The following is a 26,709-nucleotide window of genomic DNA, read 5'->3' on the forward strand; positions in this document are numbered from 1 at the left end:
TAAAATTAGTGGTCGGGGTGACAGGGATTGAACCTGCGACCTCATGGTCCCAAACCACGCGCGCTCCCATCTGCGCCACACCCCGATTTTTTTGTTTTATCACATAAAAATTAGTGATATTTGATTATTTTTTTGGAGCGGGTGAAGGGAATCGAACCCTCGTAACTAGCTTGGAAGGCTAGCACTCTACCATTGAGTTACACCCGCACATTGGAGCGGAAGACGAGATTCGAACTCGCGACGTTCACCTTGGCAAGGTGACGCTCTACCACTGAGCCACTCCCGCATAATAATCTTAATTTCCATATTAATATTTTTAGATATTAATGCTTATCCAATAGCTTGTACTTATTTTAAATATGGGGTGACCGATGGGATTCGAACCCACGACACCCAGAGCCACAATCTGGTGCTCTACCAACTGAACTACGGCCACCATATTTGGTGCGTTTTAAGGGATTCGAACCCCTGGCCCACGCCTTAGAAGGGCGTTGCTCTATCCAGCTGAGCTAAAAACGCATTTATTTTGTCGACTACTGCCGACGAAGATTATAATACCATAGTTAGAAAAATTGTGCAAGTATTTTTGCAAAGTTTCTAGTAAAAATTTAATTTAAACTTAAAAATATATTATATTTTCATAGATTTTCCTTTGCTAATTGCCAATTTTCCATTGTATAAAGTTGTAGATAAAAATGTTAAAAGGTATTTCTTTACTTCCTATATTAATATTATAATCAATATTATATTAATATAGTATTGGTTATAATAATTTTGTATACTAAAATTGATTAAAAAGTAGGTGATATTTTTGGTAGATATTTTACTTTTAGGTTGTGGTGGTAATCTCCCTACTCCAGATAGAAGCTTAACCGCTCTTTTACTAAATATTAAAGGCCGTAAAATATTAATAGATTGTGGTGAAGGTACTCAAGTATCCATGAAAATAGTAGGAACAGGTTTTAAATCCATTGATATAATATGTCTTACTCACTTCCATGGAGATCATGTAATAGGACTTCCTGGACTTCTTTTAACTATAGCTAATTCTGGTAGACAAGAACCATTAACCATAATAGGTCCTATTGGGCTTAAAGAAGTTATATTAGGACTTTCTGTACTCTTCCCTGTTCTCCCTTATGAAATTAATCTTATAGAAACTGATGAAGATGGGGAAACTTTTAATTTTGAAGATTTTATTATATATACTAGTTCTTTAGAACATACCGCCTCTTGTAATGGCTATTCTTTTTATATAAAACGAAAAAGACGATTTGACCCTATAAAAGCAACAAAGAACAAAGTTCCTAAAATCCTGTGGAACAAATTGCAAAATGAAAAAGAAGTATTTTTTAATGAAATATATTATAGTAATGAAATGGTATTAGGAGAAGAAAGAAAAGGATTAAAAATTTGTTATGCTACCGACACTAGGCCTTGTACTAATCTTGAAACACTTTCTAAAGACTCAGATCTTTTTATTTGTGAAGGTATGTATGGGGACAATAGCTATTTAGAAAAAGCACTTTCCAATAAACATATGTTATTCTCAGAAGCTGCACACTTAGCTAAATCTGTAAATGTAAAAGAACTGTGGTTAACTCATTTTAGTCCCAGCATGATAAACCCAGAAGAATATTTGTATATAGCAAAAGATATATTCCCTAATACAATTCTAGGTGAAGACAGAATTAAAAAAACATTACAATTTGAGGACTAATAAAAAATTATCATAAAATTGTACATGTTTATATTATAAAGTTATTTAACTGCACTTTATTTTTTAATAAAATTATTTTAAAAAGTATATAAGATAGCTGAAAAATAAAGTGGTAGCATAACTACCACTTTAACAATATCAATAATTAACACTTGAAATAAAGTAAATTGTCATACTTGCTATGGATGAGCTACCTTAAAAATTAATTTATAGCCAAATATAACTACACCCTTGAGTATTTCAATTCACAACTTAAAATAATGCACAATGCACAATTCACAATTCACAATTAAGGTTGAAATTAGTTTTAATCAAGCTAATCTCTTTAATAGATTTTTTATTAGCAATACAATTGCTAATTTTTCCATCTCTAGGGAACAGTAGTAAAACCCTTTAGGGTTCCCCTGAGGTGCAGTATAGCTAGGAATAACACTAGTAAACTTAACTAATACTACAGAGAAACTACAGTTACTATTTTTTTATAAAAAGTCACTATATCACTTCAAAAATAATTAATTTTAAATTTCTCATCTTCTGCTGAGAAATATCTACAATTGTGAATTCAATAGTTTCAATTATAATACTAAAAAGCACCAATTATTTTCACATATATATTAATTTTAGAACTAGTATATCTAAATTATAGGGATATAACGTAAAAACTCAAAATATATTCTAAAAAATAGATTTTCTAGAAAAATAACTTAACTTCTTAAAAATTAAGGATTAATAATTAAGATTTTTAGTCATTTCTTTAGATTTGTTCATACAATCAACAATTGCTTCTATCACTGCTGTTCTTAGCCCTTTTGACTCTAAAGTTCTAACTGCTTCTATAGTTGTTCCTCCTGGGGAACAAACCATATCTTTAAGCTCTCCTGGGTGTTTTCCTGTTTCTAAAACCATCTTCGCTGATCCCAAAACTGCTTGTGCTGCAAACTTATAAGCCTTATCTCTTGGCATTCCACCTATAACTGCTCCATCAGCCATAGCTTCTATAAACATAAAAACATAAGCTGGTGCTGAACCACTAACACCTATAACCGCATCTATTAAATACTCTGGAAGTATTTCTGATTCTCCAAAGCTATCAAATATGCTCTTAACTTCTTTTAATTCTTCTTCTGTAGTATTTTTATTAGCACATAATACTGACATTCCCTCATTAACTAGAGCTGGGGTATTTGGCATAGTTCTAACAATTTTAGTATCTTCACCTAAAATTCCCTCTATATCTGCTATAGCTTTACCTGCTGCTATAGTTACTATCAATTTTTCTTTAGTGATATCCTCTTTTATAGATTTCATCACTATATCATAAATATTTGGCTTAACTGCTAAAACAATTATATCCGCTTTTTTTGCTACTTCCTTAGAGTCCGTGGTAGTTAAAACTCCAAATTCATTATGTATAGTATCTAATTTTTTCTGATCTAAATCAGAAATTATAACCTTCATTGGCTCTACAAGCTTTGACTTAATTATTCCACCAATCATAGCTTTTCCCATATTTCCTGCGCCAATAAATCCAATTATCTTATTCATAATTAGTCCTCGCTTTCATATCTAGATGATTTATAAATTAGGTCTTATAATAGATATTGTTATTAAATTATAATATAATAATTCACCTTTCGGAAATAAAGACTACTCTGCTATTCCCGAAAGGTATATCTTCATAGTAGAATTACTGCTATAAATAAATTTATTTCTAAATAATACTCCCTAATTGTTTTCATAAATTGTTTTAAACTTTCACTAAAAATTTTGCTCTGTTCTTTCAATAATTTCATCTTGGAGTGCCTTACTTAAATTATGGAAGTGATCACTATAACCAGCAACCCTAACAATAAGATCTTTATACTCCTCAGGATTATTTTGAGCATTTATTAAAGTTTTTCTATCTATAACGTTAAATTGAATATGATGTCCATCCATATTAAAATAAGCTCTAATTAGCGAAGACATATTTTCAAGACCTTCATTTCCACTGACAACAGATGGCGTAAACTTTTGATTTAATAATGTTCCTCCAGTTTTTAAATGGTCCATTTTAGCTGCTGACTTTATAACAGCTGTTGGTCCATTTCTATCAGCACCTTTTTCTGGTGAAATACCCTCTGAAAGAGGTTTAAATTTAAGTCTTCCATTTGAGCTAGCTCCCATTACTTCTCCAAAGTAAACATGACAGGTTGTAGGAAGCATATTTATTCTATAAACTCCACCTTTAACATTTGGTCTTCCTGTTACCTCTTTATAAAAGGATATAAATATATCTTTCATTATACTATCAGCATATTCATCATCATTGCCATATTTAGGAGTTTTATTTAAAACTATATTGTGAATAGCTTCATATCCATCAAAATTGTTATCCATAGCTTTAATAAGCTCTTTCATGTCAATTCTTTTTTTATCATATACATTATATTTTATTGAAGTTAAACAATCAGTAACTGTTCCTATTCCAACTCCTTGAATATAACTTGTATTGTACCTAGCTCCACCACCATTGTAATCCATGCCTTTTGATATACAATCATCAACTATTATTGATAAAAATGGTGAAGGCATGTGTTTTGCATATATAGCTTCAATTACATTACTTCCTTGAACTTTTATATCAACAATGTAATGCAATTGCTTTTTAAAAGCTTCAAATAGTTCATCAAAGGTTTTAAAATCTTCAGCATATCCAAGTTCTAATCCAATTTGTTTACCGGATATTTTGTCAAAGCCATTATATAATGTTAATTGAAGAATTTTAGGTATATTTAAATATCCAGTTAAATTGTAAGATTCTTTTCCGAAAGCTCCTGTTTCAACACAACCACTTGATCCACCTTGCCTAGCATCTTCAATTGATTTTCCCATTTCCATAAGTTCTTGAACTATTGCTTCAGTATTATAGAAAGCAGGCTGTCCCCATCCTTTTCTTGATATTTCACAAGCCCTTTTTAAAAACTTACTAGGGGTCTTTTTGCTAATTTGAACATTTGAGCTTGGTTGCAATAACTTCATCTCATCCATAGTATCTAAAATTAGATAGCTTATATCATTAACTCCATCATATCCTTCTTCCGTAATTCCACCAGTATTAATATTAACAAAATCTGTATAGGTACTACTTTCTTTTAGCGTTATTCCAACCTTTGGTGGTGCCGGTTGATTATTAAACTTAATCCAAAAACACTCTAATAACTCTTTTGCTCTTTCGGAAGTTATTTTTCCCTCTTCTAATTCTTTTTCATAAAATGGATATATGTGTTGATCCAATCTTCCTGGAGAAAATGCATCCCAAATATTAAGTTCAGTAGTTACACCAACATGAACAAACCAATACATTTGCAATGCTTGATGATAACTTTTTGGTGCATGGGCTGGAACTACATCACAATTCTCTGCAATTGTTAATAAATCCAACCTTCTCTTTTCATCAGTCTCTTTATTAGCAAGTTCCCTTGCATATTTAGCATATCTCTTTCCATATATAATTATAGCATCGCAACAGATAGCCATAGCTTCAAGCTCTACTTTCTTGTCAAATGCTTTTTTATCATTTTTATAATCTATATTTTCAATAGATTTTCTTATATCTACTTTAAAATCTAAAAATCCTTTTTTATATATCTTTCCATCAGCAACGGTATGCCCCGGTGCCCTCTGCTCCATAAACTCTGTAAATAAACCACCTTCATAACAAGCCTTCCAGTCTTCTGTCATATTAGTTAATATTTTTTCTCTTATTGAACGATTACACCAATATGGAATAATTAATTCTTCTTGTGTCTTTCTAACTTCATCATTAACTTTAAAAGATATTTTATCTCTCGAATTCATAACTTCTAAATCTTCCATGGTATGACAACAAAGTTCTGGAAATGTTGGTGCACTTTGAGCTCCTTGACCTTTCTCCCCTACTATTAATTCATCTTCATTTATACAAAGTTCTCTGTTTTCCATAAAATACTTAAAAGCTAATGCTCTTAAAATAGGTGTTTCAACTGAACCTTCATATTTTTTATAAGCTTCTGTAAATAATTTAGCCCTTTCAATAGAAATATGTGGAGCTATAGTTGTACTTTGTTTTCTTAATTTCTTAACCCTTTCATTTATACCTCTTTCCATAATATTTAACCTCCAATTTTAACATGATAATTATACTTTTCAAAAACCTCTTTAATTTCTTCAACTTTTTTCTCACTAGGTTTTGATATGTGATCCTGTTTATAAAACATATTAAGCTTTGTATATTTGTACATGCCAATATCATGGTATGGTAATAAATTTACTTCTTTAATATTTAAGTTTTGGAGAAATTTTATTGTTTCATTAATATTATCATCATCGGTATTAATCCTTTCAATAAGTGGTATTCTTATATTGATCTTCGCTCCATATTCACAAAGCTTTTGTAAATTCTCTATTATAAGCTTATTTGGTTTTCCAATAAACTCCTCATGCCTTTGTGAATTAATTAATTTTAAGTCATACAAAAATATATCTACATAATCTAATATTCTTTTATAATTCTCAAAATTTGTATAACCACAGGTATCAATGGCTACAGATATCCCTTTATCTCTACATCTTTTAACAAGAGCTTCTACAAAATCAATTTGCATCATCACTTCTCCTCCAGATAAAGTAACTCCACCACCGGATTCCTCATAAAAAATCTTATCTTTATCTATTTCTTTAATTAATTCTTCCACTGTATATTCTTTGCCTATAATTTCTCTAGCATTATTTACACAAAAGTCCATACATTTTTCGCAAAAGTCACACTTTTCTAAATTTGTAGATACTATTTTTTCATTAATTGAAATAGCCTGATTAGGACATTTCTCCTCACATTGCCCACAAAGTGAACATTTTTCATTATTATACATAATATCTTTTGTATATTTTTGCGTTTCAGGATTATGGCACCATAAGCAAGTTAATGGGCACCCCTTAAAAAACACGGTAGTCCGTATTCCAGGACCATCGTGTACCGAACACTTTTGTATATTCGTTATTAAGGCACTCTTCAATAACATCACTCCTTGTCTTTAAAATGATTTGGAGTACTTACTTCCAAAATTCTCACCATCTTATTTGTATAGTTAGCATAATTATGCATAATTGCTGAACTGTAATGAGCACTATCTCCTGGATATAAGTCATATTGTTCATTATTTATAAATAAAGTTAATGTTCCTTCTAATACATATACAAACTCTTCTCCTTCATGTTTATATTGACTTAAACTTTCATCTGTATTATTTGGAAGTACTTCTATTAATCTTGGTAAAAGTTCTTTATCATGACCATCAGTAGTTAAGTTGTAATTTATAAACATACTGTTATCAATTTTAAAAACCTCTTTTTCATAACTTCTTAATATCATCCTTGTTTTGCGTTTTGGACTTGAAAAAAAGTAATTTAAATCTACATCTAAAGCCTCTGCAATTTTCATTAATGAATCCGTAGCAATACTGGTAAGTCCCCTTTCAAGCTGTGATAAAAAGCCAATAGAAAGACCTGTACCTTCACTTAATTCCCTTAGTGTCATCTTTTTGTTTGCTCTCAATTCTTTTATTTTGTTTCCAATATCCTTTTTCAACTTCGCACCTCTTTATTATCGCTACAGGAATTGTTTGTTTTTTAACACTATTCTTAATTATCAATATACTCTAAGTAAATTAACTTGTCTATAGTTTTGTGAAATTTTTTACTATATTTTTTATTATAATGAACAAATCACTCTTTAAAGTCTACTTTTTAAATGTATATTAATAATTCTTTAAAATATTACCATAATTTAAACAAGGATTATGTAAAAACATAATCCTTGAATTATTATAGTATTTTAAAATATACTATATATTTACTAAAAGTAGCATATTTTTATACTTTAATGCATATAAACTAAATTCTGCAGCTTATATTTTTAACAAATTAAATATATTAACTCAATCTTAAGCATAATTAGATGTTATTTATGTAAATATTATAACACCTATATGAATAAAAATCTTATATTAAATTGAATTTTAATAATTTTTTGATAGATTTTTTAATATATTATAAAAAGTTCAGTATAATTAATAATATCTAAAAATTTTAATTTTATTTAGCATCTTCATCTTCTTCTGGGTAATTCTTTATGATTTTAGTATTTTCATTATGCAGCTTCTCTATGTTTTCATCTTTAATTATATTGTAAGGACAAATATATCTGTTAACAATTACAGCTACTATAATGCCTATAGCAGTTTCAATAAATCTATTAATCCCATATTGAAGTGGTGATGTAGTTTTAAGATTTATCATTATAGCTAAAAATACTACACAAGCAATATTAGCAGATTTATTTTCATGAAGAATGTTTGTAATATATATAATTAAGCTCACTCCTATTACTGTTAATATGCTACTGTGAGGTGCAATATAAGAAAATATAATACCTATAATAGCTCCAATGGTTGTTCCTATCAATCTATTCTTTCCAGTTTGAAAAGAATTTTCAACAGTGGTTTGCATTGTTATAACTGCTGCAATACAAGCATAAAAAGGCGAATCAAACCTTAATATTCTTAAAAGAATTATACATATTCCTACAGATAATGCTGTCTTAATATTTCTCATGCCAATTCTTTTCATCAATAATTCTCCTTAAAAACAGTCTTAGAAATCTTGAAAAATACCTATCCATATGCTATCTTATTTTATTTCACATCCTTTATACTAAATTTAAAAATCGTAATTAATTTTATAATACCATATTTTTTTATAATGGGTTATTTAAAATTCTTCATAAAATAATTATCGAATAATATTTTTTCTTTTAAACAAATCTTCAAATATTAATTTCATTTTAAAAGGCACCTTTTTACAGGTGCCTCTTTATCTTCTCATTTTTTGTTGTTCTTTTAATATATCTTCCTCTGATAGCCCAGTGATATCCATAATTTCAGTAATTCCTACACTTTGTTCTAAAAGGTTTCTAGCCTTTTTCATAGCTTTTTCATGCATACCTTTATCCGCCTTTTTAGCCATAGAAAAACACTCCCATCTACTTTTTATTCTTATTATTTCTTTATGTATAGTAAAATATTCCTAAGAATCAATGTAATACTTGTACCTTAATCTCTTCTCTTCTTCAAGTATATCTTTTTCTGAAAGTCGTGTAATATCCATGATTTCCATTAAACTCACATGTATTTTTAAAAGTTCCCTAGCTTTTTTCCTAGCTATATTATATACCTCTTTAGGCATCCAATAGCCTATAACTCTTCTTCTCTCTCCTTATTATATTTAGTATTTCTAAAATCTTAATTTACTATTAAAAAGAAAAATGCCACTTAAATTAGCATGGTATCCTTTAGTAAAAATTCAATCTATAAATTATTTTAATCTCCATGATAAAAATTTTATTTATAAATTTAAAATTAAAAGTGAAGAACAAAGAGCTCTTGTTAAAACTTTACTTAAAGCCTTATAATTTATTAAAGTATCATTCTTTAAAATAGTATGAAAAATTGTATCTCCTGTCGATTTAGGTTAAAATAAATTATAAATAAAAAATTAGGGGGACATCATGAAAAACTTATTTATAATTAATCCAGTTGCAGGGAAAGGGCGTTCTTTAGAATATATAGATAAAATTAAAAATTACTTCGATGATTTACATGAAGAGTATATTATAGAAATCACTAAGTATAAAGATCATGCTATAGAAATAGCTAAAGAGTATACTTCAAAGGACACCTATAGAGTTTTTGCAGTTGGTGGAGATGGTACCATTAATGAAGTTTTAAATGGTTTAATCGGAAGTGATAGTGTTCTTTGTGTCATCCCTACAGGTACAGGTAATGACTTTGTAAGAACATTATATAAAGATAAAGAAATTGAAGATGTTTTAGATTCTCTAATAAGTGGACAAGAACATTATATTGACCTCGCTAAATCAAATGATAGATATTTTATTAATATAGCTTCTGTAGGTTTTGATGCTGAGGTTGTCTATAATGCTAGAATGTTTAAAAATAGAAGATTTATTCCTAGTTCCTTTGCTTATATATTAAGTGTAATTTATACTGCCTTTAACTTTAAATCTATAAATATGACTATTAAAATCGGAGAGCGATCTATAAAAGAGTCAACATTTTTATTAGCTGCATGTAATGGAAAATGCTATGGTGGAGGAGTTATGATAGCACCTAAAGCTGATATGAAAGATGGTTTATTGGATATTTGTGTTATAAGAAGGCCAGGATTATTTACTCTACTTAAATCCATTCCCAAAGCTCTAAAAGGTGAACTTGAAGGTATAGAAGAGGTAACTTATTACTCTGGTAAAAAAATAATAGTTGAAGGTGATAGAGAGTTTATCCTCAACGCTGATGGCGAACTCTTTAGACAAACTCAAGCAGAGTTTGAATTAATTGAAAATGGCATGAAGGTTGTTATACCGTTTTAAAAGCGTGACTAAAAGTCGCGCTTTTAAAATTTACGACTTAGATTAATAGATACTTATTAATCTAAGTAATCTCCATATTATATATTTCTAAACTCTATCCATTCTCAATTATATAAAATAAAGATTATTTCGTATTATTACTTAAAATTTCAATAACCTGTTGTAAAAATTTTTTTAGAGGAGTTTTATTTAAAATAGTTGAGGTTATAGTAATAATTTTGTTATTCTTCATCATTATATGGAGAATAGAATTGCAATCTTTGCCATTATCTATAATACTTATAAAATCTATTTCTTTAAAGCTTATATAATTAGCTTCATTAAAACTTTCTTTAAAATAAATCCCCTCAGTAGCAAACAAAAAACCTTCTTTTCCAGTACCTAAAATTGTAATATCTAATAGTGCTAATACATTTTCTTTTTGCACACCTTTGCCATAAGAACTAATGGCATTATTTAATTTCTTCATAGGGATATTTTCAATATAATAGGTATTTATAGTAGAAATATCACCTATATATTTTTTAAAACACTCCATTATCTCACTATATTTAACTAACATTATTCTTCATTCCTTTATTTTTGTTTCACATATCTTATATTTATAACTATTAACATATATCTATATTTTATTACATATAACCATCTTAAATCTTATAAAAATTATTCTAATCCACAATTTCTATTCTATATAAACTATATTATTAATTTAAATCAAAAAGCACTAGGTTATTCCTAGTACCTTTTATTATATATTAATTTCTTTTTCATCTTTTTCTACTGCTAATTGGAGATGTAACTCATTTTCATTCTCTATAGATGTTTTGCTAACAACCTTAAATTCTTTCTTTACCCTACTTCCTAATAACAAAGTAACTAATACTGTTAACCCATCTGCTAAGGATTGACTAAATCCTATTGCATAAAGACCTAAATCCATTTTATATGGTAATATATTTGTTAAAGATGTAAAGAATGAATTTCCACTTTCAAAAGCACTCGGTAATAGTAATAAGGCTGGAATAAAAAATAACCCTTGACGAGCTACTGATAATAGTGCTGCTTCTTTACTCTTACCTAATGCTTGGAATAATCCAGTGTAAATCATCTGATAACCAAGGAATGGTCTTAACACTCCTAAAGCTATAATTGTATTAGCACCTATTTTTATTACATTTTCACTAGTGCTAAACATTGATACAATTGGACTTGCAAACATCCATATTACTACTGTAGTTACTAAACAAAATATAGTAGACCATATTACAGATATCCTAATAGCATCTTTAACCCTTTTATATTTTTCAGCGCCATAATTATATCCAGCTACTGGCTGAAATCCTTGAATATATCCCATAAGAACATAGGTAATCATTGAATTCACTCTTAAAACAATTCCTACCGCTGCAACAGCTTCATCACCATAAGGCATCGCAGTATTATTAATAAGACCCATTACAAAAGAATTTAAAAATTGCATTATAAATGTTGGAATACCTATTTTTAGCATTTCAGAATATATTTTTTTATCAAAAGAAAAATCTTTTCTGCTAATTTTTACAAAGCTTTTTTTTCTATAAAAATATGACACTAAAAATATAGTAGAAACACCTTGACCTATAACCGTTGCCACAGCTGCACCTACTACACCCATTTTAAATGTTAAAATAAATATTGGATCTAATATTATATTTAAAACTGCTCCAAGTATTATTGCAAACATAGAATACTTAGAATTACCTTCCGCTCTTATAATATTATTCAAAGTCATATTTGTAATAGTAAATACTGCACCGATAGCTAATATTTTAGTATAACTTATAGCATAAGGCATTATTGTCTCAGAAGCTCCTACTAATCTTAAGGCTGGTTTTACAAATATATAAAGTAAAACCATTACTGCTAGTCCTGCACCAATAGCAGTAAAAAATGCAACTGTTGCAGTTTTGTCAGCTCTATCCTTTTTATTTTCTCCTAAACACCTTGAAATGTAAGATGAGGAACCTACTCCTATTGCTTGACCTACAGCACTAACTACCATAAATAGTGGAAAAGCTACTGATATGGCCCCTATAGCTGCAGTATCATTTAACATTCCTACGAAAAATGTATCTGCCATGTTATATATAGCACTTATAAGCATGGCAATAATAGCAGGTATAGCAAGCTTAAGTAGAACAGACTTCATTTCACCTTCACCCATAAGCCTTGCCCGTTCTGCCCTAGCATCTATTTTATTTTCCATGTATTGTCCTCCTAAAAATATTAATCTGTAACTAGTAGCCCTAAAATTAATTCTTCAATAAATTTAAGATTTTCTTCTTTTTTCTCTTTTCTTACAGACAAATTCATTGTAATTTGAAGAAGTAATGTTTGTGCTAACCTTTCATCTGCATCATCTATACCTCTTAATGATTCTACCTTTTCAAAAGGTTTAAACATCAATTTTAATCTTGATATTATTCTTTGATTAAAATCCCCAAGATCTTCGGTTTTTTCTTGATTAAAAGTATACCGCTGATGCACATAATATCCTAATCCTCGTCTTTGTTCAATTCCTGTATATAATATTTCAATTTCTTTTTTAATTTTTTCTTTTGCAGGAATATTTAATTCACTTACTTCGCTTAATTCCTGAAAAGTGTATTCCCATGAGTTTTCAAGTATATCCATAAAAAGTTCTTTTTTACTCTTATAATAATTATAAAACGTACCTACCGCCATACCACACTCCTTTGCAATTAATTTAACGTCAACTTCATCATAGCCATGTTCTGAAAATAATTTTAGAGCGTTTTTTTTGATTTTTTCATCTAGATTTTTAATAATTTTTGGCATAACTTCTCCTTTATGAACTACGATTCATCTTTAATGAACTCTAATTCATTATATGATTTTATTTAAATTTAGTCAACTTCTAAAGATATTATTTATTAATCTATCTTTTTAATTTAATACTATAATAATTTTACCATAGTTAAAATAAAAGCTATATAATAAAAAAACTCATAATATTATCTTTATAAAAAATAAAACCATGCTAATTAGCATGGTTTCTCTTAAACATCTTCTATGGCATCTTCTTCATTACAAGGTTTAATTGCAAAGCATATCTCATAGTTGAGATTACAATAAATTGCATATTCATCTTTAAAGTTAAAAGAAGATGGAAAATCTAACATTTGATATTTACAAAATAAAGATTTTTTTATAAATTTTCTAAACTGATTTTCTACATAAGGATTGTTGTCCATTTTTTCACTCTCTTTCAATAACTATTTCAATAATATATTATTAAAATTATTGACAACATTTGGACAATCTTATACTTAAATAACATTCCCTATTTAATATTTTTTGTACTTTCCCTTATGATCAATTCTGTATCAAGACTTATTATTTTTCCTTGTATTTTATTATTTTCAATCAGATCCATTAATATTTCTACGGATACTTTGCCGATATCTTCTGTAGGTTGTTTTATAGTAGTAAGCGGAGGATCTAAGAATTCAACTAAAGTTATATCATCAAAACCCACTACTGAAATATCATCTGGTATTTTGTAACTTAATTCCTTTGCCGCTTTATAAACTCCACATGCCATCAAATCATCATGGGTGAATATAGCTGTTATATTATGATTCTTAATCAAATCTTTTGCAGCCTCATATCCTCCTTCAATAGCATAATCATTAGATTTAATAATAGTTTCATCACATTCTATATGATTATCTATCAGTGCATCTTTATATCCTCTTAATCTTTCAATAGTGGTATTAATATTTTTAGGACCTGTTATACAGGCTATAGATCTATGACCTAAATCAATTAGGTGTTTTGTAGCATTGTAAGCACCTTTATAGTTATCTACAAAAACTCCATATTTTATTTCCACCTCAGGTTTTCTATCTATAAAAACCATAGGCACATCATCTTTATAAATGTCATATTTATCCTTAGTTTGCTTAGAACTAAGCAAAATTCCATCTACACATTTTTCTTTTAGTACATTTATATAATTAGCTTCCTTTTCTGTGTCATCATAACTATTACATAATATAAGGTTATATCCTAATTCATTTACCAAATCCTCTACGCTCTTAGCTATACTTGGGAAAAATGGATTTGATATATCAGGAAGTATTAAACCTATAGTCTTTGTTCTTTTAGTAACTAAACTTCTTGCTAGTGCATTAGGTTTATAATCTAATTCTTCTATAACCTTTAATATTCTCTTTTTTGTTTCTTCATTAGTATATCCTTCTATTTTATTTATTACCCTTGAAACTGTAGTAATTGAAACATTAGCTTTCTTTGCTACATCTTTTATAGTCACCTTCATAAAATCACTCCATCATATCTAATATCATTTGTACAGTAACTAGCACACCTTTGTATAACTCTTTTTCGTCTATATCAAATTTACAATGATGATGAGGATAAAACTCACCTTCTACTGCTTTTTTGCTTCCTAAGAAGAAATATACTCCTGGAATTTTGTTTAAAAAATAGGAAATATCCTCCCCTATCATTGTTGGCTTTTTAAGTATTACTAATTCCTCATCAGAAATAACTTTTTTGCTTGATTCAATTAGTTTGCTTACTAAATCTTTATTATTTTCTACCATAGGATATCCGAAATGATAGTTATAATCATATCTCCCATTCATAGCTAAAGTAATTCCTTTAGCTATTTCTCCTATTCTTCTACTGATATAGTTACGAACTTCTTCACTAGTAGTCCTAACTGTCCCTTCTAACTCTACCTTCTCAGGTATTATGTTGTGTGCTGATCCTGCTTGAATTTTACCTATAGATATTACTCCATTCTCATTAGTATCAATTTCCCTACTTACAATACATTGAATACTTTGAATTATTTGAGCTGTCATAGTGATAGGATCTATAGATTTATGAGGCACTCCTCCATGTCCGCCTTTTCCATGAATAACTAAAGAAAATTTATCTAAACAAGACATAATCACTCCATACCCTACTGCTAATTGCCCATTATCAACCTCTTCAAAAATTGAGCCTATATGATGAGAAACTATATATTGGATATTGTGTTTTTCAATTACGCCTTCCTGAAGCATTTTTTCTGCTCCACCATGTCCTTCCTCTCCAGGTTGGAAAATTAGTTTTACTGTACCCTTTAATTCTTTGTCATTTTCTTTTAGAACCTCTCCTATAGCTAGTAAGATCGACATATGTCCATCATGACCGCAAGCATGCATTGAGCCATTTGTTGAAGCAAATTCTAAATTAGTTTCTTCTAAAATAGGAAGAGCATCCATATCTGCCCTTATGCCTATTACTTTTCCTTCTTTTTTTCCACCTATAGTCGCAACAATTCCTGAAACTTCTTTGAGTTCTTCAAATTCTATATTTAATTCCTCTAGCTGATTTTTCAAGTATTCTATAGTCTTAGGCAACACTAATCCTACTTCAGGTATTGTATGTAAATATCTTCTATGTTTTATTATTCTTTCCTCTATTTTTTCTTTATTTATATTAAAAATCATTAATAATCCCCTCTTCTAATCTAAAATTTTTTAGAGATAAAAAACAAAATCGTGACAAGACCACGATTTTTCAATTGATAATACATATCTTATTCAATTAATTCAACCATGTCTGTTGATTATAAATTATATAAAAATTGTAATTGTTTTTATTGATAAGCTCTAAATAAATTTAAATTTAACGTACCCTTTAAGGAAGAAAAAATCTTCTATAGACCATATAGAAGAATTACTCTTAGCTTAAATAATTGGTGATGATTTAAAATATTATTGATTTCAAAATACAACTATGATTAGTTTATAGCATTAAGAATTAATAGATAATATAAAGTTATTAATCTCTTTAAACCTTCATTTTAATTCTCAATTAATTACAACAGTTAGCATAGAGTAATCTAAATTTTCAATGATTTAAAACATAGCCAAATATCAAATATTTTATTAATGAGATTTTATTGTAGGGGTGTCTAGATAAGTAAATACCTAGACACCACCTTCAATAATTTAGTGTAATATTAGGAACTAATTGTCTTTAACTAAGTCTTACTTTCTTGTCATCCAATTTAAGATATTTATCCAAAGTTTATTGTAGTATTCCCAATTTAGGAACTCTACTGGGCCCCAGTGTGGAGCACAATCAGAAGTAAAGATAGCCGTTCTACCTTTTCCACATTCCATAACAGATATGAATGGATCTCCATCTATTGTTACTAAGTGTTCTCCTCTGTCTTCTAGTGCTATTGTTTTATTATATCCTAAGAAATGTGGCCATTCTTTTGGTATTCCATTTAATATTTCATGTTCTTTAACAACTTGTGGATGGAATCCTTGAGGTGCCTCTACTCTATCATCTGTATCTAACATTTTTATTGGTAATATGTCCTTTACAGCAGTTTCACCATATCTAGTTTTTGCATCTATTCCAGTGAAAGACATGTATCCTCCTACCATTAAGAAAGATCCACCTTTTTCAACATATTCTTTTACAAGTTCTAATCTGTTTGGTAATTTCTTTCCTTGTGTAAATACTGATTTAGGTAATAATAGAGTATTTGATCCTATATCAGATAATATAACAGCTTCATATTGATTTAGCTCTTCTAAAGTTGTCGGAAATTTATCTGCTGCTAAATGGTTTGGTAGAAAGTCTACTTCATATCCACCTTCTTCTAACGCTTTTTTTATATACTCAACACCTTCTTCATAAACTGAAGTTGTAAAGCTGTCAAATCCCTTTACATGTATAGTATGGCTCATCCATGATTCCCCAGCAATTAATATTTTACTCATCTTTAAAGTCCTCCTTAAAAATTATCTATCAAAATTTAATATTAAATTAGCGTATATAAGAATATGATTTAAATACTCTTCTACTTTTACATATTCATTAATAGTATGACATTGCTCTAGTGCTCCTGGTCCTAATATAACTGTAGGTATATTTGCTATATTCTTTAAAAGTCTAGCATCATTACCTGCACAGCTTCCATCTACTATTGATGTGGTATCAGTAGCTTCACTATATGCTTCTTTAACTTTAGATACAAAGCTATGATTTTCATCCATCTCAAAAGCTCCTCCAGCTTGATATATATTATATATCGGTGGATTATCTTTAAGATAACTATCCCCATTAGCACACAGATTTAAGGTATTAATAACATCATTTTTAACCATTTCATAACTCATTACTTCTGGTAAATAATGAATACACATTTTAAACTTACAATTATCAGGTACTGTAGATCCTGCTGTACCTCCATTAATCACTCCTACATTTATTGTTGGAGCAGGAAGTACTTTATGCTTATATCTCATCAGCCATTGATGCTCTAATTCATTTAGTGCATTTATAAGTTTAATCGCTTTTTCAATGGCATTAACACCTTCCCATTTCTTACCGCTATGTAGAGCTATTCCACTAACCTCTACTTCAAAGAATATAAATCCCATATGAGCATTTATTATTTTGTTATCTGAAGGTTCGCAAATTACTGCCCCATCAGCTTTTACACCTTTTGTAACAGCATGAATAGTTCCATTTCCTCCACCTTCTTCATCTACTACTGAAAGAATCTTTACATTAACAGGGAGCTCTATTCCTGCATCTTTTAATAATTTAACTGCCATTATAGATGCCATAAGTCCACTTTTCATATCAGCAGCACCTAATCCATAAAGTCTTCCATCAATTATTTCTGGCTTCCAAGGATTAACCTTCCACTTGCTTATATCTCCTGGTGGCATTGTATCTACATGACCATTAAATAAAAAAGTCTTATCCCCTTTTCCTTTAAAATCTCCTATTAAATTAAATCTATCTTCATAGTTATGATTAAGATTTCCTTCATTATAGCTTTTAAGAGCTTGAATAATAGTTTCTTCTTCCATTTGCTCAACTACAACTTGTCCATCAAGTTCCTCTAAAAGTTTTTTAATATATAACTGTCCTTCTTTTTCTTTTCCTCCATCTATACCATGACCTATTACTTGAGTATCTATAGAGATTAAATCCATAAGATGTTTTATATACTGCTCTTTATTATTGATAAGAGTTTCTTTTAACTTATTATTCATTTTTATCACATCCTATAACTTTATATAAATTCTTATTTATTATCCATAGTAATAAGAGAGCTTTTTGCTTTCTTTTCCACTAAATATTTTCTAATCATTGAAATTGAAAGTATAGCAACAGTTGTAATGTATGGAACCATTAGTATAAAATCTGAAGGAAATCCATGAGATTGTAATCTTGCACCTATAGAGTCTGCAAATCCAAAGATTAACGTCCCTATATAAGCAAATATAGGATTTACTCCTCCAAAATACATTGCTGCAACACCCATAAATCCTCTTCCATTAGTCATATTTTCAACGAACATCCTTGAATATCCTAAGGATAAGTGTGCTCCAGCTATTCCTCCCAATATTCCAGATATTATAATTACTTGAAATTTTGATTTGTAAATATCTATTCCTGCTGTTTCTGCTGCCTTAGGATTCAAACCAACACTTCTAATTCTAAGTCCCCAAGTAGTTCTGAATAATAAATACCATATGGCAAATACAAAAACTGGTCCTAAAAGTTCAAATAAAGAGTAGTTGTTAAACAATGTGTTTAACACAGGAATATTATCTAAAAAAGGTATATGCACTCTCGGTATTGGTACTATTTTATCAGAGTAAAAACTTCCAGCAACTCCAAATACCTCTCTTAATAAAAATCTTGTCACTGCTAATGCAAACATATTAAGAGATATACCAACAACCATAATTTCTCCTTTAAATTTTATGTGAGCGACTCCTACTATAAGTGCCATTAAAACTCCAGAAACCATAGCTGCTATTACAGCTAAAATCCAGCTTCCAGTTAAAAAACTTACTGATACTGCTACGAAAGCTCCCATTAGCATAATTCCTTCAGTACCAACATTTAATATATCTGCCTGTTGAGTTATTATAACGGCTAAAGCAGCGTATAATATTGGTGTAGATGCTCTAATAGTAGAAGCAATCAAACTTAAATCAAATATAGATGATAACATTTCCAAATTTATTCACTCCTTTGCCACTATGCATTAACTGAACTTTCTTTAGAATCTTCAATCTTTGCTTTTTTCTTTTTTAATTTGATTCCGCTATATAATCCTTCCATTGCCACTAGTATTATAAATACTGAAATAATTATATCTATTAAAGACTTAGGTATTCCCGTAAATCTTTCCATACCCAAAGCTCCAGCTTTAAGACTAGCAACAAAGAAAGCTATAAATGGTACAAGTTTTATATTATTTCTGGCAATTAATGATATAAGCATTCCATCAAAGCCTATTCCTACAGAAAAGTTTCCTAAAAAGTATCCATAAACACCAGCAACTTCGATTCCTCCTGCAAGCCCTCCAATTGCTCCACTTATCATCATTCCAATAACCATTATCTTTTTCTCTTTAATCCCTATGTATTCAGAGAATTTTCTATTAATTCCTACATTTCTAAGTTTATATCCCACTGTAGTGTGAAACATTAGCCAATATACAAATATTAAAACTCCAATTGCGATAAATAGTCCAGTATTTGCTTTGCTCGGTTTTAAAATTGTTGATAACTTTGCACTACCTGCTATGTCTTTTGTTTTAGCAACAACACCTTGAGCAGATAAACTTCCATTTACTAAATAATTAGTGATATAAATAGCAACGTAATTTAGTAATATAGTTGCTGTTATTTCATTTACATTAAAATATGATTTTAGATATCCTGGTATAAAGGCCCATAAAGAACCTACAATAGCAGAAAAACCAAGTGTTAAAGGTATGTGTATAATCTTTGGAAGACCCACAAGTGATGCACCTATCCATGCAGCTGCTATTGCACCTAAATATAATTCTCCTTCAACTCCTATATTAAATATTCCAACCTTTGAAGAGACTGCAAATGCTAATGCTGCTAACATTAGTGGAACAAAAATTTGAAGTGTGCCTCCTAAGTTAAAGTTACCCACAAAAGCACCTTTAAATAGTTGTATATATCCTTCAATAGGATTAAATCCCATTGAAATTATAATTATCGCTCCTATAGCAAAGGCAGTTAGTAATGAAAGAAGTAAGCTTATATAATATTTTTTACCCATTTAATTTACCTCCTATCATAAGGATACCTAAATTCTCCTCTGTAGCCTCTTCTGAAGAAAGCACTCCTGTTATCTTACCTTCATACATAACAGCTATCCTATCTGAAAGAGAAAGTATTTCCTCGAGATCTGCAGATACTAAAAGTATAGCTGTATTCTTCTTCTTAGCTTCCTCTAAGTATTTTCTAATCTCTTCAATAGATCCAATATCTACTCCTCTTGTTGGTTGTGCTGCTATTAAAAGTTTTGCACCCATATCAACTTCTCGGGCAACTATTACTTTTTGTGCATTTCCTCCAGATAAATTAGATGTAAGTATTTCTCCATCTTTCGGTCTAATGTCAAATTTATCTATTAATTCCTTAGAATAATTTTCGATTTCTTTTTTATTTAATTTTATAAATTTACTAAAAGGACTTTTATAAAATTTATTTGCAATCAAATTGTCCTTTATACTCCACTCTTTATTTAATCCCCTAACATTTCTATCCTCTGGTATATGTGCTACACCTGATTGTCTAATTTTCAAAGGTGATAAATTAGTTATATTTTTCCCTAATAATTTTATTTCACCTTTCTCAACTTTTCTAAGTCCTGTAATGGCATCAATAAGTTCTGTTTGGCCATTTCCGTCAACTCCAGCAATTCCTAGGACTTCCCCTTCTCTTATCTCTAAATCTAACCCTCTAATTTTTGATAATTCTCTATCTCCTGGAACATAGATATCTTTTAACTCGATAACTACATCTCCAACCTTTCCAGTTTTCGCTTTAGCACTTAAAAATACATCTCTACCAACCATCATTTTTGCTATTTCTGGTATACTAGTATCTTTCTTTAAAAATGTATTTAAATAGCTTCCTTGTCTCATAACAGATATTCTATCACTGATTTCCATAACTTCCTTAAGCTTATGAGATATAAAGATTACGGACTTACCATCTTTCTTAAGTGCATTTAATATTTTAAATAATTGAACTGTTTCCTGAGGAGTAAGTACAGCTGTTGGTTCATCTAGTATTAATATTTCAGCACCTCTATAAAGAGTTTTTATAATTTCAACCCTTTGTGCTTCTCCTACAGATATATTTCTAACCTTTTTATTAAGTTGTATATCCATTCCATATAGATCTATATATTCTTGTATTCTTCTTCTAGCTTCATCTAAGTCTATTCTCATGCCTTTGCTTGGTTCAAAGCCTAAAATTATATTTTCAAGTACTGTTAAGTCCTGAACTAACATAAACTCTTGATGAACCATGCCTATTCCCAATTCTATAGCTTCTTTAGGAGTTAAATATGAATACTCCTTACCTTTTATCACCATTTTGCCTTCATCAAAATTGTACATACCATAAAGTATTTTTAATAGAGTAGATTTCCCTGCTCCATTTTCACCTACTAAAGAATGAATTTCACCTTCATATAAGTCGAAAAAACCATTAGAAATAGCTTGTACAGTTCCAAAGCTCTTTTTTATGTTGGTCATTTGTATAATTTTATTTGACATAGCCTCTCCCCTACCTAACTAAATATATTTAATATACCAAGATTAAGGTTTTAATCTTGGTATATTCTTAATATTTGTTACTTCTTTCCAAATCCTGGATGCGACTTAACTTTTATCTCACCACTTTTAATTTTTTCTTCTATTTCTTTAACTTTAGTTAATATATCCTCTGGGAAGTCTTTTCCTAAAGCTTCTTTCATAACTGTCATATCTGTTAATCCAACACCGCCATTAGTTACATCCATGTAAAGTGTTTCTCCAGCTTTAAAGCTTCCATCAGCTATAGACTTAATTACTGTATATGAAGTAACATCAATACGCTTAAGCATTGAAGTTAATATGTTTCCTGGATATATTCCATCTTGATCTTGGTCAACACCTATTGCATATTTACCTGATTCTTTAGCTGCTTCTAATATACCATTTCCTGTACCTGAAGCAACGTTCATTACTATGTCAGCACCTTGGCTATATTGAGCTAATGTTAATTCTTTTCCTTTTAATGGGTCACTAAATGAACCTGCAAAAGCTTCTAAAACTTTTGTTGATGGATCAATATATGCTGCTCCTTGCTTATAACCTGTTAAGAAGTCTTGTAATACAGGGATATCTACTCCCCCAACCCATCCTATAACTTTGTCTTCGTTTACATTCTTAATGTTTGTTTTTTGAGTAAATAATGCTGCTGCTGCTCCAGCTAAGAATGATCCTTCATTTTGAGCAAATATTGCCGAAGCTACGTTAGGTTCATCAACAACACCATCAATAATTGCAAATTTTTGATCTGGGAATTGAGGAGCTATTGTCTTCATTATATCCTCATATTGAGCTGATACTGCTAAAATTAAATCATATTCACCTGATGAAGCCATAGCCATTGTGTTTGATTCCCAATCTGCTGGTTTATCAGTTTCCATAATTTTAACTTCAAGGTCAAATTCTCCTTGAGCCTTTTTTACTCCCTCATTAGCAGAGTCATTAAATGATTTATCTCCTAAATAACCTGCTAATAATAATGCAACTTTGGTTTTTTTACCGTCTTTAGAACTATCATCTTTACTGCCATTACTACTACCGCAACCAACAAGTACTGTTGAAAAAGCAATAATAAGAGTTAGCAACAATGCAATATGTTTTTTACATTTCATGGTTAAATCCCCCTTTAATATTTTTTTATATGTTTTTAAATAGTTCACTTTTTATTTTTTTCTACTGTTAATAAATTCTTCTACTTCTTCTTTATAAGGTAATGAACTTTGAGCTCCCTTTTTACTAACAGTTAATGCTCCTACATATAAAGAGTACTCAATGGCTTTCATAACGTCATTTTCTCTATTTAAATGTGAAACAAATCCTCCTATAAAAGAATCACCTGCTGCAGTAGTATCTACTGCGTTTACCTTTATGGAATTAAAAATTTTAAGCTCTTTACTACTTGCATAAATTGCACCTTTTTCACCAAGAGTAGTTATAACATTTTTAACTCCCATGTTTAAAAGTTTATTTATAGCATTCTTTACATCTTCTTCAGTATTTATATTTTCACCAGTCATCAATTCTAGTTCTGTTTCATTTGGTATTAAATAATCTACTTTGCACAATATTTCCTCTGGTATTTGTTGTGCTGGAGCAGGATTTAATATTATTTTTATACCTTTTTTATGACAAAAGTCTACTGCAGTTTTAACCGTATCTAAAGGTATCTCTAGCTGCATTACACAATAAGAAACATTTTCAAAAGCTTCACTATATTTTTCAATATCTTCTACTTTTAAATTGCTATTTGATGCTGGATTTACCACAATGCAGTTATCTCCATTTTTATCTACATATATAAACGCAGTCCCTGATGGATAAGTTTCATCAAACAATACGTATTTAATATCAACATTGCTTTCTTCTAAAGCATCTGCTAACTCATTGCCGTTACCATCTTGTCCAACTTTACCAAGCATTTTAACACTTCCACCTAGTCTTCCAATGGCTACTGCTTGATTAGCACCTTTTCCACCATGAAACTTTAAAATAGACTTTGATAATATGGTTTCTCCTAATTTAGGTATGTGGTCTACATCCACTACAAAATCCATATTAATGCTGCCAATAACCAGTATATCTTTCATTTATAGACACTCCCTTTACATAATGAGATAAAAATGTAACCTTAATTTATGTAATTACTTAGCATAAACTCATTTTAGTTAAAGGTTTAACTAAAACGTTTTACTTCTTTAAAATCATTCTATTATAGCCTTATAAAAAAAACAATATATTTGACATCATATTTCATTATTTTTTTACAATTTTATTTCTTTTAAGTGTTTTTTATAATTTAACTATATTTTTATTAAAAAATATACACTTTTTTATATATGTGCTTATATATTTTTACATTTAACCTCTAATTGTATAGCACTATTATTAAAAATTATTTTTTATTTTTATATATGCTGTACTATATATCACATATTTAAAAATAATCTAAATAATTAAATTATTTAAACTATTTTACCTTTTAATTTTTTTATAAATATGTTATTCATTATGATCATTTTATTTTTTTACATTTAAAGTAATGTTAAATATTCCTAGACCTTTTATTGCTATATCCATTTAAATATATTATTTGTCATTAAAATATTCTTTACATAATTAATGATTGTAGTTTTTATAATAATTTTAAATATTTCTACTATAATTAAAGTAAATTAAAAATTTGTGTAATAAATTATTTTTATAGTGTAAAATATAATTTTTTATAAAAGTTCTTAGTACTCTTTGAACTTTTATATTTAAAAACTAGTAAGAGAGTTATATCCCCTGTATAACTCTCTTACTAAATTTAATAAATATATCAAAATAATTTAAGTCTATTTATAATCTATAGAATTTTATGTTATATTGCTAAAATATTTTAAAATAATCACCAGCCTATAACATAAGATTATTTTATAAATTCCTTATTAAAAAGAAAAGTAACCTATAGAATTTTTCTATAGGTTACTTTTCTCTTACATAGTACTTAGTTTCCAAGGTTGGATATGTGATTTTATATATCGAATTTAACTATCTAGCATGTTTCAACTTATATTTTTATTATAAGTGAAATCAAATAGTCAAACCATTCATATACCTTACAAAACCAGGAATTAAACTTACATTTTTGTAATTTACTATGCATTTATAATATAACTGTTTCTTTAAATATTTAAATTCACAACTTTAGTTAATAGCTAATAAATAATTACTTTATTTAAATAAAACTTTAGCCATCACTATATAAGTAATGGCTAAAATTTTATTATAAATTTTGTATTAAAGTTTCAGTTTTTGTTAAATACTCTTTACGCGATTCATCATCGACAAAAGGAACTGCACCAAAGAAAGTATGATGAAGTGGTTCAATTCCACAAAATTTAAATATACCATCGTTTACCATCTGCTTCATAGCATCATGCATACCATCTTCTGCATAAGCATCACTAGGAGATCCAGTAGTATTAAATACTAGTGCTTTTTTTCCTTCTAGCAACCCTACTGGTGCATTATTTTCATATTTATATGCAAATCCATTAGCAAATACTCTATCTATATATCCTTTAAGTATAGCCGGCATTGATGCCCACCATATAGGATAAATAAAGGTAATAAGATCTGCCCATTTTACTTCTTCCTGTTCACATTTAATGTCACTTGGAATTTCTCCTCTTCCAAAAGCTTCAAAATCTGATGGTTGTAGCGTTGGATTAAAGTTAATAGCATATAAATCCTTAATCTTCACTTCATGTCCCTTATTTTTACTAACATTTTCTACACTTTGTAATATAGCATGACAAAAGCTATTAGGATTAGGATGAGCATAAATTATTAAATGTTTCATATGTATATCCCCTTTCTCAAAACAAATATAATTTAGTTTTTGCTAGTTTGTAAATATTATTCCATAGAAACACCAATAAATTTTAACTCATAATAATCTATCTATTTTGTACTTAATTTTAGTCTATATTAAATAATAGTAATCATCTAAACTTTTAAAGTTATACATAGTATATTTAAAATAAGCTTTTATTTTTTAACCTTATAAAAAAATAATTAACGATTATTTTTTCATTAATATATAATCAAAATATGATGATGTATACCTTTCATCATCAATTCTTCTTTGAACTGCTCGTTTTTCTTTATAGAGAATTTCAAATCCATTAAAGTATCGCTCAATCTCATCCTCTTTATAATGGCAGTAAAATACTTCTTCATTATCTTCAATTTGTATGAACTCCCCTTCGCTAATTTGATTACCTTTTCCATAGGAATCACATTCTTCACTTAAAAAATTTATATAACACAATCCTTCAGGTTTTAATACTCTATAAAACTCTTTTAAAGCAAATAAAAAATCTTTTTTCTTCATATGAACAGAGGTATTATAAGAAAATAAGAAGCTAAAAATTTCATCACCAAAGGGAATTTCTTTCATATCTCCCTTGGTAATGTTTAAATTTATATTATTTTTACCACAAAATAAATTAGCTTTTTCTAATTGTTCTTCACATATTTCAATACCGTAAGTTTTATATCCAAACTCATAAAATAAAGAAAGAGGCGGGGTAATTTCACCAACACCACAATCAACAAAAAAATTGACTTTTTCAAGAGAGCTAGCATTACAGTATTTTAAGAAATTATACAAAGGAAAAGCTGATATAAGATTATTCATATTTTCATCCTCACTTTATATATTATTATAGAAATAACTTATGAATTTTTAAGTGTTCGATCTCAATACTGGAATTTCCTCCTAAAAATTTAATTAAAAATTTTAATTCTATGGTTTTATAATTTTTCTTTTTT

General features: G+C 28.9%; 24 protein-coding genes and 5 tRNA genes. 2 read left to right on the forward strand and 27 right to left on the reverse strand.

Annotated features, from left to right (window positions below; all coding sequences use genetic code 11):
* Nucleotides 1–9: 9 nt before the first annotated feature.
* The 5 genes from ACWPW7_RS17400 to ACWPW7_RS17420 all read right to left on the reverse strand — a co-directional run bounded on the left by ACWPW7_RS17400 (nucleotide 10) and on the right by ACWPW7_RS17420 (nucleotide 519).
* Nucleotides 10–85 (reverse strand) — tRNA-Pro (locus tag ACWPW7_RS17400).
* A 48-nt stretch (nucleotides 86–133) separates the two neighbouring features.
* A tRNA-Gly gene (locus ACWPW7_RS17405) sits at nucleotides 134–207 on the reverse strand.
* A 4-nt stretch (nucleotides 208–211) separates the two neighbouring features.
* Nucleotides 212–286, reverse strand: a tRNA-Gly gene (locus tag ACWPW7_RS17410).
* 74 nt (nucleotides 287–360) lie between these two features.
* Nucleotides 361–436: transfer RNA gene (locus ACWPW7_RS17415), tRNA-His, on the reverse strand.
* Between the two features lie 6 nt (nucleotides 437–442).
* Nucleotides 443–519, reverse strand: a tRNA-Arg gene (locus tag ACWPW7_RS17420).
* Between the two features lie 292 nt (nucleotides 520–811).
* On the opposite strand from ACWPW7_RS17420, the gene ACWPW7_RS17425 reads away from it, so the two are divergent.
* Nucleotides 812–1,720 carry a ribonuclease Z gene (locus ACWPW7_RS17425; protein ID WP_454054522.1) on the forward strand — a complete coding sequence of 303 codons (909 nt, stop codon included), beginning with the start codon at nucleotides 812–814 and terminating at the stop codon, nucleotides 1,718–1,720.
* 726 nt (nucleotides 1,721–2,446) lie between these two features.
* Here the strand turns inward: ACWPW7_RS17425 and proC are convergent.
* The 7 genes from proC to ACWPW7_RS17460 all read right to left on the reverse strand — a co-directional run bounded on the left by proC (nucleotide 2,447) and on the right by ACWPW7_RS17460 (nucleotide 8,983).
* Nucleotides 2,447–3,265 (reverse strand): pyrroline-5-carboxylate reductase, encoded by an 819-nt coding sequence (gene proC / locus ACWPW7_RS17430; protein ID WP_454054523.1) that lies wholly within the window; start codon nucleotides 3,263–3,265, stop codon nucleotides 2,447–2,449.
* 213 nt (nucleotides 3,266–3,478) lie between these two features.
* Nucleotides 3,479–5,848: a trans-4-hydroxy-L-proline dehydratase gene (gene hypD / locus ACWPW7_RS17435; RefSeq protein ID WP_454054524.1), complete on the reverse strand. Its 2,370-nt coding sequence runs from the start codon at nucleotides 5,846–5,848 to the stop codon at nucleotides 3,479–3,481.
* Between the two features lie 5 nt (nucleotides 5,849–5,853).
* A complete protein-coding gene (locus ACWPW7_RS17440; RefSeq protein ID WP_454054525.1) occupies nucleotides 5,854–6,756 on the reverse strand; it encodes a trans-4-hydroxy-L-proline dehydratase activase in 903 nt (300 codons plus the stop codon).
* 5 nt (nucleotides 6,757–6,761) lie between these two features.
* Nucleotides 6,762–7,328 (reverse strand): helix-turn-helix domain-containing protein, encoded by a 567-nt coding sequence (locus tag ACWPW7_RS17445; protein WP_291566589.1) that lies wholly within the window; start codon nucleotides 7,326–7,328, stop codon nucleotides 6,762–6,764.
* A gap of 506 nt (nucleotides 7,329–7,834) precedes the next feature.
* Nucleotides 7,835–8,368, reverse strand: coding sequence for an FUSC family protein (locus ACWPW7_RS17450; protein ID WP_291566587.1), 534 nt, complete (start codon nucleotides 8,366–8,368; stop codon nucleotides 7,835–7,837).
* A 243-nt stretch (nucleotides 8,369–8,611) separates the two neighbouring features.
* A complete protein-coding gene (locus ACWPW7_RS17455) occupies nucleotides 8,612–8,764 on the reverse strand; it encodes a hypothetical protein (RefSeq protein ID WP_454054526.1) in 153 nt (50 codons plus the stop codon).
* A 60-nt stretch (nucleotides 8,765–8,824) separates the two neighbouring features.
* Nucleotides 8,825–8,983 (reverse strand): hypothetical protein, encoded by a 159-nt coding sequence (locus ACWPW7_RS17460; protein WP_454054527.1) that lies wholly within the window; start codon nucleotides 8,981–8,983, stop codon nucleotides 8,825–8,827.
* A 322-nt stretch (nucleotides 8,984–9,305) separates the two neighbouring features.
* Between ACWPW7_RS17460 and ACWPW7_RS17465 the strand changes: the two genes are divergently transcribed.
* The gene (locus ACWPW7_RS17465) at nucleotides 9,306–10,187 is read left to right on the forward strand and encodes a diacylglycerol/lipid kinase family protein (RefSeq protein WP_454054528.1); all 882 of its coding nucleotides are present in this window, start codon (nucleotides 9,306–9,308) and stop codon (nucleotides 10,185–10,187) included.
* A gap of 124 nt (nucleotides 10,188–10,311) precedes the next feature.
* Here the strand turns inward: ACWPW7_RS17465 and ACWPW7_RS17470 are convergent, their stop codons facing one another.
* The 15 genes from ACWPW7_RS17470 to ACWPW7_RS17540 all read right to left on the reverse strand — a co-directional run bounded on the left by ACWPW7_RS17470 (nucleotide 10,312) and on the right by ACWPW7_RS17540 (nucleotide 26,575).
* On the reverse strand, nucleotides 10,312–10,749 hold the full coding sequence (locus ACWPW7_RS17470; RefSeq protein WP_291566579.1) for a hypothetical protein: 438 nt from the start codon (nucleotides 10,747–10,749) through the stop codon (nucleotides 10,312–10,314).
* Between the two features lie 186 nt (nucleotides 10,750–10,935).
* Complete coding sequence (locus tag ACWPW7_RS17475; RefSeq protein WP_454054529.1) at nucleotides 10,936–12,432, reverse strand: MATE family efflux transporter; 1,497 nt, start codon at nucleotides 12,430–12,432, stop codon at nucleotides 10,936–10,938.
* 20 nt (nucleotides 12,433–12,452) lie between these two features.
* A complete protein-coding gene (locus ACWPW7_RS17480) occupies nucleotides 12,453–13,025 on the reverse strand; it encodes a TetR/AcrR family transcriptional regulator (RefSeq protein WP_454054530.1) in 573 nt (190 codons plus the stop codon).
* 221 nt (nucleotides 13,026–13,246) lie between these two features.
* Nucleotides 13,247–13,459 carry a hypothetical protein gene (locus ACWPW7_RS17485; RefSeq protein WP_454054531.1) on the reverse strand — a complete coding sequence of 71 codons (213 nt, stop codon included), beginning with the start codon at nucleotides 13,457–13,459 and terminating at the stop codon, nucleotides 13,247–13,249.
* A 71-nt stretch (nucleotides 13,460–13,530) separates the two neighbouring features.
* Nucleotides 13,531–14,529, reverse strand: a complete 999-nt coding sequence (locus tag ACWPW7_RS17490; protein WP_291566571.1) for a LacI family DNA-binding transcriptional regulator — start codon at nucleotides 14,527–14,529, stop codon at nucleotides 13,531–13,533.
* A gap of 4 nt (nucleotides 14,530–14,533) precedes the next feature.
* Nucleotides 14,534–15,712, reverse strand: coding sequence for a M20 metallopeptidase family protein (locus tag ACWPW7_RS17495; protein ID WP_454054532.1), 1,179 nt, complete (start codon nucleotides 15,710–15,712; stop codon nucleotides 14,534–14,536).
* 543 nt (nucleotides 15,713–16,255) lie between these two features.
* On the reverse strand, nucleotides 16,256–17,002 hold the full coding sequence (locus tag ACWPW7_RS17500) for a glutamine amidotransferase (RefSeq protein WP_454054533.1): 747 nt from the start codon (nucleotides 17,000–17,002) through the stop codon (nucleotides 16,256–16,258).
* A 21-nt stretch (nucleotides 17,003–17,023) separates the two neighbouring features.
* Complete coding sequence (locus tag ACWPW7_RS17505; protein WP_454054534.1) at nucleotides 17,024–18,289, reverse strand: M20 family metallopeptidase; 1,266 nt, start codon at nucleotides 18,287–18,289, stop codon at nucleotides 17,024–17,026.
* A gap of 32 nt (nucleotides 18,290–18,321) precedes the next feature.
* Nucleotides 18,322–19,260, reverse strand: a complete 939-nt coding sequence (locus tag ACWPW7_RS17510; protein WP_039637469.1) for an ABC transporter permease — start codon at nucleotides 19,258–19,260, stop codon at nucleotides 18,322–18,324.
* A gap of 26 nt (nucleotides 19,261–19,286) precedes the next feature.
* Nucleotides 19,287–20,345, reverse strand: a complete 1,059-nt coding sequence (locus tag ACWPW7_RS17515) for an ABC transporter permease (RefSeq protein ID WP_454054535.1) — start codon at nucleotides 20,343–20,345, stop codon at nucleotides 19,287–19,289.
* Entirely contained in the window at nucleotides 20,338–21,855 is a 1,518-nt protein-coding gene (locus tag ACWPW7_RS17520; RefSeq protein ID WP_454054536.1) for an ABC transporter ATP-binding protein, read from the reverse strand. Before ACWPW7_RS17520 ends, ACWPW7_RS17515 begins: the two co-directional genes overlap by 8 nt.
* Before the next feature lie 77 nt (nucleotides 21,856–21,932).
* Entirely contained in the window at nucleotides 21,933–23,003 is a 1,071-nt protein-coding gene (locus tag ACWPW7_RS17525; RefSeq protein WP_291566560.1) for a BMP family lipoprotein, read from the reverse strand.
* A 51-nt stretch (nucleotides 23,004–23,054) separates the two neighbouring features.
* Nucleotides 23,055–23,978 carry a ribokinase gene (gene rbsK / locus ACWPW7_RS17530; protein ID WP_454054537.1) on the reverse strand — a complete coding sequence of 308 codons (924 nt, stop codon included), beginning with the start codon at nucleotides 23,976–23,978 and terminating at the stop codon, nucleotides 23,055–23,057.
* A 1,178-nt stretch (nucleotides 23,979–25,156) separates the two neighbouring features.
* Nucleotides 25,157–25,735 carry an NAD(P)H-dependent oxidoreductase gene (locus ACWPW7_RS17535; protein WP_039637136.1) on the reverse strand — a complete coding sequence of 193 codons (579 nt, stop codon included), beginning with the start codon at nucleotides 25,733–25,735 and terminating at the stop codon, nucleotides 25,157–25,159.
* 222 nt (nucleotides 25,736–25,957) lie between these two features.
* Nucleotides 25,958–26,575 carry a class I SAM-dependent methyltransferase gene (locus ACWPW7_RS17540; RefSeq protein ID WP_454054538.1) on the reverse strand — a complete coding sequence of 206 codons (618 nt, stop codon included), beginning with the start codon at nucleotides 26,573–26,575 and terminating at the stop codon, nucleotides 25,958–25,960.
* Nucleotides 26,576–26,709: the final 134 nt, after the last annotated feature.

Source organism: Clostridium sp. Marseille-Q7071, from assembly GCF_965112025.1.

Excerpts from the sequence above, each read along its gene's own strand:
- ACWPW7_RS17520 (WP_454054536.1), bottom strand. The coding sequence starts at position 21,855 with ATGTCAAATAAAATTATACAAATGACCAACATAAAAAAGAGCTTTGGA.
- ACWPW7_RS17510 (WP_039637469.1), bottom strand. The coding sequence starts at position 19,260 with ATGTTATCATCTATATTTGATTTAAGTTTGATTGCTTCTACTATTAGA.
- ACWPW7_RS17450 (WP_291566587.1), bottom strand. The coding sequence starts at position 8,368 with ATGAAAAGAATTGGCATGAGAAATATTAAGACAGCATTATCTGTAGGA.
- ACWPW7_RS17460 (WP_454054527.1), bottom strand. The coding sequence starts at position 8,983 with ATGCCTAAAGAGGTATATAATATAGCTAGGAAAAAAGCTAGGGAACTT.
- ACWPW7_RS17470 (WP_291566579.1), bottom strand. The coding sequence starts at position 10,749 with ATGTTAGTTAAATATAGTGAGATAATGGAGTGTTTTAAAAAATATATA.
- proC (WP_454054523.1), bottom strand. The coding sequence starts at position 3,265 with ATGAATAAGATAATTGGATTTATTGGCGCAGGAAATATGGGAAAAGCT.
- ACWPW7_RS17480 (WP_454054530.1), bottom strand. The coding sequence starts at position 13,025 with ATGCCAAAAATTATTAAAAATCTAGATGAAAAAATCAAAAAAAACGCT.
- ACWPW7_RS17475 (WP_454054529.1), bottom strand. The coding sequence starts at position 12,432 with ATGGAAAATAAAATAGATGCTAGGGCAGAACGGGCAAGGCTTATGGGT.
- rbsK (WP_454054537.1), bottom strand. The coding sequence starts at position 23,978 with ATGAAAGATATACTGGTTATTGGCAGCATTAATATGGATTTTGTAGTG.
- ACWPW7_RS17535 (WP_039637136.1), bottom strand. The coding sequence starts at position 25,735 with ATGAAACATTTAATAATTTATGCTCATCCTAATCCTAATAGCTTTTGT.
- ACWPW7_RS17495 (WP_454054532.1), bottom strand. The coding sequence starts at position 15,712 with ATGATTTTTAATATAAATAAAGAAAAAATAGAGGAAAGAATAATAAAA.
- ACWPW7_RS17455 (WP_454054526.1), bottom strand. The coding sequence starts at position 8,764 with ATGGCTAAAAAGGCGGATAAAGGTATGCATGAAAAAGCTATGAAAAAG.
- ACWPW7_RS17525 (WP_291566560.1), bottom strand. The coding sequence starts at position 23,003 with ATGAAATGTAAAAAACATATTGCATTGTTGCTAACTCTTATTATTGCT.
- ACWPW7_RS17500 (WP_454054533.1), bottom strand. The coding sequence starts at position 17,002 with ATGAGTAAAATATTAATTGCTGGGGAATCATGGATGAGCCATACTATA.
- ACWPW7_RS17515 (WP_454054535.1), bottom strand. The coding sequence starts at position 20,345 with ATGGGTAAAAAATATTATATAAGCTTACTTCTTTCATTACTAACTGCC.
- ACWPW7_RS17540 (WP_454054538.1), bottom strand. The coding sequence starts at position 26,575 with ATGAATAATCTTATATCAGCTTTTCCTTTGTATAATTTCTTAAAATAC.
- ACWPW7_RS17505 (WP_454054534.1), bottom strand. The coding sequence starts at position 18,289 with ATGAATAATAAGTTAAAAGAAACTCTTATCAATAATAAAGAGCAGTAT.
- hypD (WP_454054524.1), bottom strand. The coding sequence starts at position 5,848 with ATGGAAAGAGGTATAAATGAAAGGGTTAAGAAATTAAGAAAACAAAGT.
- ACWPW7_RS17465 (WP_454054528.1), top strand. The coding sequence starts at position 9,306 with ATGAAAAACTTATTTATAATTAATCCAGTTGCAGGGAAAGGGCGTTCT.
- ACWPW7_RS17490 (WP_291566571.1), bottom strand. The coding sequence starts at position 14,529 with ATGAAGGTGACTATAAAAGATGTAGCAAAGAAAGCTAATGTTTCAATT.